Source organism: Cyanobium sp. A1C-AMD (assembly GCF_024346495.1).
In the GTDB taxonomy this organism is placed as follows: domain Bacteria; phylum Cyanobacteriota; class Cyanobacteriia; order PCC-6307; family Cyanobiaceae; genus Cyanobium_A; species Cyanobium_A usitatum.
Window position 1 is genome coordinate 1 of record NZ_JAGQDB010000069.1, and the last position, 12430, is coordinate 12430.

Here is a 12430-nt window from a genome sequence, read left to right on the forward strand (position 1 = left end):
GCACCACCTCGGCGTACTTCTCGCCAAACATCGCCACCGCGCCGGCGGCCTTGGCGGCCTCGATCGCCATCTCCTGCACTTGAAGGGTGTGGGCATCGCTGATCCAGCCGTTGATCAGGGCCTCGATCTGCTCCAGCTCAGCCGGCGCCACGGCCCGGGGGCAGTGGAAATCGAAGCGCAGCCGATCAAAGGTCACCAGCGAGCCGGCCTGGCCGATGCCGGGATCCACCACCTGCTTAAGAGCCGCCTGCAGCAGGTGGGTGGCCGTGTGATTCGCCTGGGCGCGGCGGCGGCAGGCCCGGTCCACCTGGGCATTCACCAGCTCGCCAATGGCCAGGCTGCCGCGCTCGATGCGGCCGCTGTGCACAAACACTGAGCGGTTGCGGCTAACGCCGTCGATGGCCACGATCACGCCGGTGCCATCGGCCCCCTGGCCGCAGAGCACGCCCCGATCGCCCACCTGGCCGCCGCCCTCGCCATAGAAGGGGGTGGTGTCGAGCACCAGTTGCACTGCGTCGCCGGAGCCGGCGCGTTCCGCCGGCTCACCGTTCACCACAAGGGCCAGCACGCAACAGGGGTGCTCCAGCTGCTCGTAGCCCTTGAAGGCGGTGGCGGCCGCAGCGGCTGTCACCTGATCAATCGCGCCCTGCAGGGTGAGGTCGATGCTCACCGCCGCGGCCTTGGCCCGTTGGCGCTGGGCCTCCATCGCCGCCTCAAAACCGGCCAGGTCCACCGTGAGCCCCTGCTCCTCAGCGATCTCCTCGGTGAGCTCCAGCGGGAAGCCGTAGGTGTCGTAGAGCTCGAAGGCCTGCTCGCCGCTGATCTGGGTTGGCTTGGCTGCCAGCACCTCAGCCAGAAGCTTCTCGCCCCGCTCCAGGGTTTCCAGAAAGCGGGCCTCCTCGCGGGCGAGCTCGGCCAGGATCACCTCACGGCGCTCCAGCAGCTGGGGGTAGGCGACCTGCATCAAGGCGATCGACGCCTCACCCATCACCGCCAGGAAAGGCTTGTCGATGCCGAGCAGCCGTCCGTGGCGCACGACGCGGCGCAGGAGGCGCCTGAGGATGTAGCCGCGCCCCAGGTTGGAGGCCGTGACGCCATCGCAGATCAGCTGGGTGATGGCACGGCTGTGGTCGCCGATCACCTTGAGCGATGTCTGGCCCTTGGCGTCGAGGCCGCGGTAATCGACCCCAGCTAGGCCCGCCGCCGTTTCAATCAGCGGGTAGATCAGATCGGTTTCGTAGTTGTTCGGCACCGCCTGCAGGATCTGGGCCATGCGCTCAAGCCCCAAGCCCGTATCGATGTTGCGGTTGGCCAGCGGCGTGAGGATGCCCTCCGCGTCGCGGTTGTACTGCATAAAAACCAGGTTGTAGAACTCGATGAAGCGCGAGTCGTCTTCCAGGTCGATGCCGTCGTCGCCGAGTTCGGGCTTGAAGTCGTAATAGATCTCCGAGCAGGGGCCGCAGGGGCCGGTGGGGCCGGAGGCCCAGAAGTTGTCGGCCTCATCCATGCGGATGATCCGCTTGGGGTTCACCCCCACCACGTCGCGCCAGATAGCGCCTGCCTCATCGTCTTCGCGGAAGACGCTCACCACCAGATTCTGCGGCGAAAGCCCGAACACAACCGTGCTCAGCTCCCAGGCCCACTGGATCGCCTGCTCCTTGAAGTAGTCGCCGAAGGAGAAGTTGCCGAGCATCTCAAAAAACGTGTGATGCCGCGCCGTGCGGCCCACGTTTTCGATGTCGTTGGTACGGATGCACTTCTGGCTGGTGGTGGCCCTAGGCGCCGGCCGCGGCTGCTGGCCCAGAAACACCGGCTTGAACGGCAGCATGCCGGCAATGGTGAGCAGCACCGTCGGGTCGTCCGGGATCAGCGAAGCGCTCGCCATCGCTTTGTGGCCCCGCTGCTCGTAAAAATCGAGGAAAGCGGCGCGGATCTCAGCACCGGTGCGAGGACGACCGGTATGTGCTGTGACGGCCATGGCGGAGCAATACAACCCTGAGCAGGGCATGATCGCCCAGCAATGGACCTAACCCGATCCCCGTGTCTGTGGCCGAAAGCGAGCCCCGCGACCAGCTGAGGCTGCAATCGATCGGTTGGGCCCTGGCCGCCGGTGCCGTGGCGGGCTTGCCAGAGCTGCTGGCAGCAGGCCTGGATCCAGCTCTGCGCTCAGCGGGCTGCGGCTTTTTTTATGGTCTGTTGGCCTTTCACCTGCAGCGGGTCGACCCCGACGACAGCCACCTACAGGCGGGGTTGGTGGGCGCGGTGTGTGGAATTCGCAGCCTCGGCAGTCCCCTAGAGCTGACATCGGGCCTGCCAACTGTGATGATGGGATTGATCCGCGGGTGGCTGCCGCTCTGGCTGCCGCTGATCGGCAGCGCCTTGGTGCTGCATTCAGCGCAGCGCTTGGCACCACGCCTCCTGCCCGCCCGACGGCCGTAAGGCCGGGTTCATGAGCCTGCTGCACGCCACCTGGCTGTTTCCCCCCGAGGGTTCGGGCGGCCGCCTATTCCTGTGGGCCGACACCTGGCGGGTGGCGACCCCTGCCGTGCCAAAGCTGGAGGCCCCTGAGCACCCACTGGCCCTCAACGAAGACGACCTGGCCACCTGGCTCGACGACAACGGCCTGTGGTCGGAGGCCCTGCGCCCAGCCCGGGCCACCCTGACCCTGCCCAGCCGCAACCAGGCCGCCAAGGGCCGCCGCACCAGTGCCAGCACCTGGAGCGGCCTGCCCCTGCAGGCCGGCGAACCAATTCCCAAACAGCTCGAATGGTGGCCCTGGCAGGTGGAGGGCTGGGCCCTCGATGCTGCCAATGCGGGCGAATGGCTCAGCCAGGTGCCCCTGGCGGGTGAGCACCCGGAGATGGCCGATGAGCTGCGCTGGTGGAGTCACCTGCAGCGCTGGGCCCTGAGCCTGATCGCCCGCGGCCGCTGGCTACCCCAGATCGCCGAGGGCAAGGCCCGCTGGCTGCCCCTGCTCAACCGCGAAGACGACCGCCGCCGCCTCGAAGACCTGGCCAGCGGCCTGCCCCAGGTGGCCACCTGCGCCCTGGCCGCCGGCCCCAGCGGCGACCCCTCCCTGGCCTGCCGCCGCCCCGGCAGCGGGCGCCTGCGGGTGGCCAGCCTGCTGGAAGCCCTGCTCGACGGCCAGCTGCGGGTGGGCTTCAGTGCCAGCGCAGGCGGGCTGGATCCCTTGCTGGCGGCCTGGCAGAAAGCCCTGGGTAAGGGCGATGGCAGCCTCAGCCTGGGCGAGGAGGAGCTGGAGCGTCTCAGCATCGCCACCCACCACTGGCGTGAAGGGGTGGCGGGCAAGGTGGAGCCAGCCCGCACCTGCCTGGAGCTATTCACCCCCGCCGAGGGCGAGGAGCTGTGGGAGCTGCGCTTCGGGCTGCAAGCGGAAGCCGACCCGAGCCTGCGGGTGCCAGCCGCCGCCGTCTGGGCCGCCGGCGATCGGGGCCTGCAGATGGGCGAAGTGGCCGTGCCCCAACCGAGCGAGCTGCTGCTCGAGGGCATGGGCCGGGCCCTGACGGTGTTTGAACCGATCGTGCGGGGGCTGGATTCGGCCACCCCGGAAACGATGCAGCTAACGCCAGCCGAGGCGTTTGTGCTGGTGCGCACCGGCGCCCACCAGCTGCGCGATGTGGGCGTGGGCGTGGTGCTGCCGGCCAGCCTCGCAGGGGGCCTGGCCAGCCGGTTGGGCCTGTCGATCAAGGCCGAGCTACCTGAGAAATCGCGCGGCTTCACCTTGGGTGAAACGCTCACCTGGGAATGGGAATTCATGATCGGCGGCGTCACCCTGACCCTGCGGGACCTGGAACGCCTGCAGGCCAAGCGCAGCCCGCTGGTGCAGCACAAGGGCGCCTGGATCGAGCTGCGCCCCGCCGACCTGCGCAACGCCGAGCGTTTCAGCGTTGCCGATCCGGGCCTGAGCCTCGACGATGCCCTGCGGCTCACCGCCAGCGACGGCGACACCTTCCACCGGCTACCGGTGCACCATTTCGACGCCGGCCCCCGGCTGCAGGCGGTGCTGGAGCAATACCACCAGCAGAAGGCTCCCGACCCCCTGCCCGCCCCACCTGGCTTCTCCGGCCAACTGCGGCCCTATCAGGAGCGGGGCCTGGGCTGGCTGGCCTTCCTGCACCGCTTCGACCAAGGCGCCTGCCTAGCCGACGACATGGGCCTGGGCAAAACGATCCAGCTGCTGGCCTTCCTGCAGCACCTCAAGGCCGAAGACGAGCTCAAACGACCGGTGCTGCTGGTGGCGCCCACCTCGGTGCTCACCAACTGGAAGCGCGAAGCCCACGGCTTCACCCCCGAGCTGGGCGTGAGGGAGCACTACGGCCCGCGCCGGCCATCCAGCCCCGAGGCTCTCAAAAAAGCCCTTAAGGGCGTGGATCTGGTGCTCACCAGCTACGGCCTGCTGCAGCGCGACAGCGAGCTGCTCGAGAGCATCGACTGGCAGGGGGTGGTGATCGACGAAGCCCAGGCGATCAAAAACCACACCGCCAAACAAAGCCAAGCAGCCCGGGACCTGGCCCGCCCCAGCCGCGGCGGCAAAGGGGGCAGCCGCTTCCGGATTGCCCTGACGGGCACGCCGGTGGAAAACCGCGTCAGCGAGCTGTGGGCGCTGATGGATTTCCTCAACCCCAAGGTGCTCGGCGATGAGCCCTTCTTCCGCCAGCGCTACCGGCTGCCGATCGAGCGCTACGGCGACATGTCGTCGCTGCGGGATCTCAAAAGTCGGGTAGGACCATTCATCCTGCGGCGCCTCAAAACCGACAAGTCGATCATTTCCGACCTACCGGAGAAGGTGGAGCTCAACGAATGGGTGGGCCTGGCTCCAGAGCAGAAGAAGCTCTACAACAAAACAGTCGACGAGAGCCTCGATGCCATCGCCCGGGCACCGCTGGGCCAGAAGCACGGCCAGGTGCTGGCCCTGCTCACCAAGCTCAAGCAGATATGCAACCACCCGGCCCTGGCCCTGAAGGAAAACGCCGAGGCCGTGCTGGCCAGCGGCAACGGCAGCTTCAGCAGCCGCAGCGCCAAGTTGCAGCGGCTCGAAGAGATTCTCGAGGAGGTGATCGAGGCGGGCGACCGGGCGTTGCTGTTCACCCAGTTCGCCGAATGGGGGCTGCTGCTCAAGGCCCACCTGGAGCGCAAATGGCGCCAGGAGGTGCCGTTCCTATACGGCAGCACCAGCAAAACCGAACGCCAGGCCATGGTCGATCGCTTCCAGGACGACCCCCGCGGCCCCCAGCTGTTTTTGCTGTCGCTCAAAGCTGGCGGTGTCGGCCTCAACCTCACCCGAGCCAGCCACGTCTTCCACATCGACCGCTGGTGGAACCCGGCCGTGGAAAACCAGGCCACCGACCGGGCTTATCGGATCGGCCAGCAAAATCGGGTGCTTGTGCACAAGTTCATCACCAGCGGCTCAGTGGAGGAAAAGATCGACCGCATGATCAAGGAGAAGTCAAAAATGGCTGAAGAAATCGTCGGCTCCGGTGAAGACTGGCTCGGCGGCTTTGATGTAGGCCAGCTCAAAGATCTAGTGGCCCTGAGCGAAGAGGATTAACGCCATGGATGCCCAGGGTTCTGATATTCGCTGGAAACAGCGCTTCGACAACCTCCAGCGCGCCTACCAGCGCCTGCGCTGGGCCTTAGAAATCCACCAGCAGGATCCTGACAACGAGCTAATCCGCATGGCGGTGATCAAGGCCTATGAATTCACCTTTGAGCTGAGCTGGAAAACCCTCAAGGATTTTCTCATTTACAACGGAATCGATGCAAAGCTGCCACGCGAAGTGCTCAAACAGGCCTTTGCCACCGGCCTGCTCAACAACGGTCAGCTCTGGATCGACATGCTGGAGGAGCGCAACCTGATGGCCCACACCTATGACGACACCAGAGCCCGCAAAGCCGTAGATCAGATCCAGGAGCGCTACCTCAGTGGCCTACAGCAACTGCACGACCTACTGGCAACCAAACGGCAGGAGGCCCCATGAGTGCGCCAACCACCAGCTCAGCCCCTGCCGATATCAACCACGGCATCCCCGATCGCACCGTGGCCGAGATCCGCTGCTGCCTGAAGCGCTTCCCCCAGATCCACTGGCTGAAGCTGTATGGCTCTCGGGCGATGGGCCGCCACTGGAGTGGCTCCGACATCGATCTGGCCTACAGCGCCGACGATGATTGCAGCGCTGCCCTGCACGAAGCCCTCGACCGACTGCCCACCCCCTATCTCTTTGATGTGACGCACTGGGAATCGCTCCGCTACGCCCCCCTGCGCGAACACATCGAACGCGTAGGCATCACCTTCCCATGACCCTCACCCCCACCACTTACGCCAGCGCCATCAACACCCAGCTCGGCGACCAGGGCCTGGCCCAGCAGCCCTGGTGGGTGGACCAGTGGATGGAGCTGATCAACTCCTACCGCTTCAAAAAGCGCCTGGAGCGCGCCTGGGAATATGCCCGCAGCGGCAATGTCACCTCGATCCGCTTTGAGGGGCGGCGAGTGCATGCCCGGGTGCAGGGCACCGATGAAGAGCCCTACAAGGTGAAGCTCTGGCTCGACGTGCTCCACGACGACGACTGGAACTACGTGCTCGACGCCCTCACCCAGAAGGCGCGCTGGTCGGCCCAGCTGCTGGCTGGCGTCATGCCCCAGGACATCGAGCGCGCCTTCGCGGCCAGCGGCAAGCGCCTGTTTCCGTTCAAGTTGCAGGAGGTGCGCAGCGAGTGCAGCTGCCCCGATAAGGCCAACCCCTGCAAGCACGTCAGCGCCGTTTACTACCTGATGGGCGATCGCTTCAGCGAAGACCCCTTCGTGTTGTTCCAGATGCGCGGCCGCACCCGGGCCCAGCTGCTGGCCGACCTGGCCAAGCGGCGGCGCAAGGCGCTGGCAAAACAGGCCAGGCAGGCTGCAGCCAAACAGGGCTCCCAGCCGGTCGCCGCAGTGGCGCTGCAGCCGGTGCATCCAGCCATCAAGGACCCAAACCGCTGGTGGCGCTACGGCGCAGCCCTCGATTCGGATCTGGTTGTGATCACACCAGCCCTGGAGGGCGACACCGGCCTCGATGCCGCCGGTCCCCTGCCCCTGGCAGAAGAACCCCGCTTCCCCGAGGCCAATCTCCACTTCCTGGAGCACCTCAAGGCCCACGGCCAGCAGCTGGCGGCCCTGGCCATGGCCAAGGCCATGGGCCCGGCCAACGGTGATGACGGCTGAGCTCCTCAGCCCGCCCCCCTGGCTAACGCCGGCGGCCCAAAGCCTGGCCCTGTGCCTGCTCAGCAATTACCAACGCGCCTTCGGCACCCCCCTGATCGCCGGCCTAGCCGCCGACGCCTCGCCCCTGCTGGTGGCCCAGGAGCTGTTTGCCGCCGAGCTGGTGCTGTTGGCCCATGACGGCGCCGATCCCAGCAGCGAGCCAGGGCCAAGGCTGATCTATGCCAACCGGGCGGCCCTGCGCCTGTGGCAGCGCCCCTGGCCCGAGATGGTGGGCATGCCATCGCGGCTCACCGCCGAGCCAGCCGAGCGGGCCAGCCGCCGCCAGGCGTTGGTGGCAGCCCAAGCCAAAGAAGCGATCTCGGGCTACCGGGGCATCCGCATCGACAGCCGCGGCCGCCGCTTTGCCATCGAAGCCGCCCGCCTCTGGACCCTGCGCGACGGCAGCGGTCAGCCCTGCGGCCAAGCCGCCCGCTTCAGCAGCTGGTGGCTGTTGTGATGCACCCAGCTGTTGTGATAGCCGCCATCCCAGCGCCGCCACCCCAACTGCCCGCCGAGCTGCGCCCCCTGCTCACAACCCTGCAGCAGCGGGGTTTTCAGGTGCGGCTGGCCCCGCCGCCAGTGCGCGGCAGCTACGGGCTGTTCCAAGCCAAAACGCGCACCCTCTGGATCGCGCCGGTGGCCTTCGAGCTGGGCATCGGCCGGCAGGTGTTCCTGCATGAGGCCATTCACGCAGCCCAGAGCTGTCCCACCGGCGTGCTGCAGCCCTTGGGCTGGAGCGTGCGGCTCAACCCGGTGGTGGAGCAGGAGATCAGCGGCATCCTCACCACCCGCTACCACCACGGCAACCGGCAACTGGAGCGGGAAGCCTTCAGCGTGCAGGGCCATCCCGACGCCATCGGCCGGGTGATCGCCGCCTTAAAGCAGCGCTGCCGGTTGCCCTCACCTGCTAGTGGTGCCAACCGAACGGGGCCGTAAGGGCCGAACCAAAACGGGCGGTCTACCCCCTGCCATCGCCCGGCTGGCCGCAGCACATTGGCTTTGTCCCGGAGAACATCCGATGCTCACCCTGCACCAACACCCCTTCGAGTTACTCGAGCAACAACTGCGCGCTGCCGAGCGTCCCGCCGCCGAGCGAGTGCCGGCCGCCGAGGTGCACGAAACCAACGACGCCTACGTAATCGCCCTGGAGCTTCCCGGTGTCGATAAAACCTCGATCGACGTCAAGGCCACCGACCGCAGCCTGGTGATCAACGCCGAGCGCCGCCAGCCAAGCCCCGATGGGTCTTCCCCGGTCGCCAAACAGACCTCCTTGATCAGCGAATTCCGCTACGGCACCTGGAGCCGCAGCTTCCGCTTTCCCGGTGGCATCAACCGTGAAAGCCTGCAAGCCCACTACCGCGACGGCCTGCTCACCGTGACGGCACCTAAGGCCCAGAACCTCACCACCGTGCAGGTGCAGGTGGAGGGCTGATCAGGGCCGAGCGGACACGAGAGAGAAGAGAACCCTCCCAGGCCCGGCCCACCCGCCGGGCCTTTTTTGTCGGCGGGCTTCCTACAGTTAGGAAAATCGCGGATCGATCCATGGTTGGTGCCGTCGCAACCGCAGTCCGGCTCAGCCTGCAATGCGAGCCGATCGGCCCGGACACCACCACGATCCGCTCGCTCGACTGGGACCGCAGCCGCTTTGATATTGAGTTTGGCCTGCGCAACGGCACCACCTACAACAGCTTCCTGGTGCGGGGCGAGCGCACCGCCCTGATCGATACCAGCCACCTCAAATTTGAAGGCAGCTGGCTGCCGCTGCTGCAGGAGCTGATCGACCCCAAAGCAATCGATCACCTGATCGTGAGCCACACCGAGCCCGACCACTCGGGACTGATAGGCCACCTGCTCGAACTCAACCCCGAGATCGAGATCGTGGGCTCCAAGGTGGCGATTCAGTTTCTTGAGAATCAGGTGCACCGGCCCTTCAAAAGCCGGGCGGTAAAAAGCGGCGAAGAGCTCGATCTGGGCACCAACCCCACCAGTGGCGTGGCCCACCGCTTCGAGTTTCTCAGCGCTCCAAACCTGCACTGGCCCGACACGATCTTTTCCTTCGACCACGGCACCGGCATCCTCTACACCTGCGATGCCTTCGGCCTCCACTTCTGCTCTGAGGAGCTGTTCGACACCGATCCCGGCGCCATAGCCCCCGATTTTCGCTTCTATTACGACTGTCTGATGGGCCCCAACGCCCGCAGCGTGCTGCAGGCGTTAAAGCGCATGGATGGCCTGCCCGAGATCAGCACAGTGGCGGTGGGTCATGGGCCGCTGCTGCGCCATCACCTAGGCCTGTGGCTGGATGACTACCGAACCTGGAGCAGTGAGCGCAGCACAGGCGAAAACTATGCAGCCGTTTGCTATCTGAGCCAGTACGGCTTCTGTGACCGGCTCAGCCAGGCGATTGCCCGCGGCATCGGCAAGGCCGGCGCCGCAGTACAGCTGGTGGATCTGCGCGCCACCGACGCCCAGGAGCTCAGCGCCCTGATCGGTGAAGCCAGCGCCGTGGTGGTACCCACCTGGCCCGCCCGGCCCGATGCTGAGCTGCAGGCTTCGATCGGCACCTTGTTAGCGGCCCTCAAACCGAAACAGTGGGTCGGCAGCTACGACGCCTTCGGTGGCGACGACGAACCGATCGACGCCGTGGCCAGCCAGCTGCGCAGCCTCGGCCAAAAAACCGCCTTTGAACCCTTGCGCGTGCACCAGGTTCCAGGCGGCAACGATTACCAACGCTGCGAAGAAGCCGGCACCGACCTAGGGCAGCTGCTCACCAAGGAGAAGACAATCGCCGCGATGAAGTCTCTCGATGCCGATCTGGACAAGGCTCTGGGTCGCCTATCTGGGGGGTTGTATGTGGTGACGGCGCGGCAGGAGACACCGGAGGGCACGCGCAGCTCAGCGATGGTGGCCAGCTGGGTGAGCCAGGCAAGTTTCGAGCCCCCCGGCCTCACGGTGGCGGTAGCCAAAGACCGGGCAATCGAGGCGCTGCTGCAGGTAGACGATCGCTTCGTGCTCAACATCCTGCGGGAGGACAACCACCAAGAGTTGCTGCGCCATTTCCTCAAGCGCTTCCCGCCCGGCGCCGACCGCTTCGCCGGGGTAAGCACCCTCGAGGGCGCCGCCACGGGCGGCCCGGTGCTCGGTGATGCCCTGGCCTACCTGGGCTGCCGCGTGGTGCAACGCCTCGAAGGCCCCGACCACTGGATCATCTACGCCGAGGTGGAGCAGGGCAACGTGGCCGACACCGAAGCCAGCACCGCCGTGCACCACCGCAAAGTCGGGAACCACTACTGATGGGCAGTTCAGGGAGGCAATCATCAAGATTGCTCTCCCCATCTGGATTTCACCCATACGCCGTAGCAGGCAGAGGTTTAAGAACGCTTCAAAGAAGCGGTAAAGTCCGAATCCTCAGTGGGAATTAAGGCACGGGATTTCCACGCCCACTCAAAGAAGATTTGAAATTACATGTGGAATATTATGGGCGACTTTTGGACGCAAATGCCATTATCTGACGCATTGAAAATCTCCTAAAGCCGCCCCCTAGCCACCCAACCCTGGTTACCAGGAATTGGGGTCATCATCTTTACTGAGAAAGTTGGAAGCGGAGTGGCCGCAGCGTCAAGAGCCCATTGGACTATCTGATCGCAATGTTCATTTGCATTCGTTGCGAACCCAGGTTTTGGCTTCGCTGTTCCCTAGCGCGGAGGCGGTACCCCAGTCGGCGCAAGCGGCTGTTTGGGATCCAAGCATCTGCTTCACAATGCCTCGGTTGCGATAAGCCTCGTGATCCTGAGGTGCCAGCTCGATGACGCGACTGTAGTCAGCAAGGGATCCATCCAGGTCGCCGGCTTGGCGTCGGGCAACGGCTCGATTGAAGATTGCCTTGATTGAGTTCGGCGCAGCCTGCAGGATCGCGGAGAAATCGGCAATGGCCTGCTCCAGAGCTCCGCCTTTGAGCAGCTCGGTGCCGCGTTGATAGAGAAGTTGCATGTCTCTGGGCTTGGACATCAAGGCCACCGTGAGATTCTGCAGTCGAGCATTGATAGCAGCTGGGAAAGGAAGTGATTGTGCAGCTGGTTTTTGCGGTTGGTTGCGCTCGTGCATTTGAATTAATGCCTGCACAGGGGAATCCAATACTTGGGAACTGCTGGCCAATGCGATCCATTGACGGGCTTCATCGTCGCCGAGCGTTGCCGCCCTCTGCCAATCGGCGATGGCACCCTCAAGATCACCGATGAGTTCTCGAGCAATGCCGCGGTTGCGATGGGCAACAGAATCTCCAGGTGCCAATTGAATCGCTTGGTCGTAGTCGTGAATAGCACCGGTGAGATCGCCTGTCTTTCGGCGGATGGCACCGCGATTGACCAAGGCAGCCATTTGTGATGGGTTTAGTTCCAGGCTGCGGCTGTAATCGCGCAGTGCACTAGTGAAATCAGAGACGCTGTAGTGAAAGTTGGCCCGTTGGTAATGGGCGGAAGGGCTGTTGGGATTGAGGGCTATCAACGTATCAAATCGGCGGATATCTTTCTGCGTTTGCGTCAATCTTTCAACATCGACCATAAAGTTTCGGTTAACCGGTAAGGCTTGCAGATCTTGCCTGGGTGTGGGCAAGCCCTGTTCGATGCCTGCTGGAAGTTCAATAAGGCGTTCAAGTTTGGCGGTGGCCAACTGAATCGGTCGCATCAGCAAGCCAGAACGCTCAACAAAACTTGTAGCGAGAGCTGCGGTGAACTTCTGGTTTGTGGGCTGGGTCTGCAATCGCTGTGATTCTTGGCGCTTCTGCTGGGCTACTTGAGCATCTCTGGCAAGCTGTTGGGCCTGCTTCTCTCCCAGCTGGCGATCAGACTCTGATTTGGCCAGCCGCTCTGCATTGAGGCGCTTCTGTTCGGCTGCTTGATCCAGTTGCGCCGCCAGCTTCTGAGCCTGCCCAACTTCGTCAGCCTGAGCCTGGACCAAACGCTCGGCTTCCTGGCGTTTCTGCTCCGCTGCGAGGGTGAGCTGTTGGGCCAGCTTTTCAGCCTGAAGCCGCTTCGCCTCAAGCACTGGAAGGCGCTCGGCTTCCTGGCGATTCTGCTCCGCTGCGAGGGTGAGCTGTTGGGCCAGCTTTTCAGCCTGAAGCCGCTCAGCCTGCGCTTTGGCGAGACGATCTACTTCTTGACGCTTCTGCTCA

General features: G+C 64.7%; 11 protein-coding genes. 9 read left to right on the top strand and 2 right to left on the bottom strand.

Annotated elements, in window-relative coordinates; all coding sequences use genetic code 11:
- On the bottom strand, positions 1-1978 hold a 1978-nt coding region (alaS, locus tag KBY74_RS10870; RefSeq protein WP_315859062.1), incomplete at its 3' end, for an alanine--tRNA ligase.
- Between the two features lie 56 nt (positions 1979-2034).
- Between alaS and KBY74_RS10875 the strand changes: the two genes are divergently transcribed.
- The 9 genes from KBY74_RS10875 (at position 2035) to KBY74_RS10915 (ending at position 10554) form a co-directional block, all read left to right on the top strand.
- Entirely contained in the window at positions 2035-2439 is a 405-nt protein-coding gene (locus KBY74_RS10875; RefSeq protein WP_396123178.1) for a hypothetical protein, read from the top strand.
- 10 nt (positions 2440-2449) lie between these two features.
- Entirely contained in the window at positions 2450-5569 is a 3120-nt protein-coding gene (locus KBY74_RS10880; RefSeq protein ID WP_254942724.1) for a DEAD/DEAH box helicase, read from the top strand.
- A 4-nt stretch (positions 5570-5573) separates the two neighbouring features.
- A complete protein-coding gene (locus KBY74_RS10885) occupies positions 5574-5999 on the top strand; it encodes a nucleotidyltransferase substrate binding protein (protein ID WP_254942725.1) in 426 nt (141 codons plus the stop codon).
- A complete protein-coding gene (locus KBY74_RS10890; protein WP_254942726.1) occupies positions 5996-6319 on the top strand; it encodes a nucleotidyltransferase family protein in 324 nt (107 codons plus the stop codon). The genes KBY74_RS10885 and KBY74_RS10890 overlap by 4 nt, the downstream gene beginning before the upstream one ends.
- Positions 6316-7221, top strand: coding sequence for an SWIM zinc finger family protein (locus KBY74_RS10895; protein WP_254942727.1), 906 nt, complete (start codon positions 6316-6318; stop codon positions 7219-7221). The genes KBY74_RS10890 and KBY74_RS10895 overlap by 4 nt, the downstream gene beginning before the upstream one ends.
- A complete protein-coding gene (locus KBY74_RS10900) occupies positions 7211-7717 on the top strand; it encodes an MEKHLA domain-containing protein (protein ID WP_254942728.1) in 507 nt (168 codons plus the stop codon). The genes KBY74_RS10895 and KBY74_RS10900 overlap by 11 nt, the downstream gene beginning before the upstream one ends.
- The gene (locus KBY74_RS10905) at positions 7705-8196 is read left to right on the top strand and encodes a hypothetical protein (RefSeq protein WP_254942729.1); all 492 of its coding nucleotides are present in this window, start codon (positions 7705-7707) and stop codon (positions 8194-8196) included. The genes KBY74_RS10900 and KBY74_RS10905 overlap by 13 nt, the downstream gene beginning before the upstream one ends.
- An 82-nt stretch (positions 8197-8278) precedes the next feature.
- Positions 8279-8692 carry an Hsp20/alpha crystallin family protein gene (locus KBY74_RS10910; protein WP_254942732.1) on the top strand — a complete coding sequence of 138 codons (414 nt, stop codon included), beginning with the start codon at positions 8279-8281 and terminating at the stop codon, positions 8690-8692.
- Positions 8693-8802: 110 nt separating this feature from the next.
- Entirely contained in the window at positions 8803-10554 is a 1752-nt protein-coding gene (locus KBY74_RS10915; RefSeq protein WP_254942730.1) for a diflavin flavoprotein, read from the top strand.
- 357 nt (positions 10555-10911) lie between these two features.
- Here the strand turns inward: KBY74_RS10915 and KBY74_RS10920 are convergent, their stop codons facing one another.
- Positions 10912-12216, bottom strand: coding sequence for a tetratricopeptide repeat protein (locus tag KBY74_RS10920; protein WP_254942731.1), 1305 nt, complete (start codon positions 12214-12216; stop codon positions 10912-10914).
- Positions 12217-12430: the final 214 nt, after the last annotated feature.

Excerpts from the sequence above, each read along its gene's own strand:
- KBY74_RS10880 (WP_254942724.1), top strand. The coding sequence starts at position 2,450 with ATGAGCCTGCTGCACGCCACCTGGCTGTTTCCCCCCGAGGGTTCGGGC.
- KBY74_RS10885 (WP_254942725.1), top strand. The coding sequence starts at position 5,574 with ATGGATGCCCAGGGTTCTGATATTCGCTGGAAACAGCGCTTCGACAAC.
- KBY74_RS10890 (WP_254942726.1), top strand. The coding sequence starts at position 5,996 with ATGAGTGCGCCAACCACCAGCTCAGCCCCTGCCGATATCAACCACGGC.
- KBY74_RS10895 (WP_254942727.1), top strand. The coding sequence starts at position 6,316 with ATGACCCTCACCCCCACCACTTACGCCAGCGCCATCAACACCCAGCTC.
- KBY74_RS10900 (WP_254942728.1), top strand. The coding sequence starts at position 7,211 with ATGACGGCTGAGCTCCTCAGCCCGCCCCCCTGGCTAACGCCGGCGGCC.
- KBY74_RS10910 (WP_254942732.1), top strand. The coding sequence starts at position 8,279 with ATGCTCACCCTGCACCAACACCCCTTCGAGTTACTCGAGCAACAACTG.
- KBY74_RS10915 (WP_254942730.1), top strand. The coding sequence starts at position 8,803 with ATGGTTGGTGCCGTCGCAACCGCAGTCCGGCTCAGCCTGCAATGCGAG.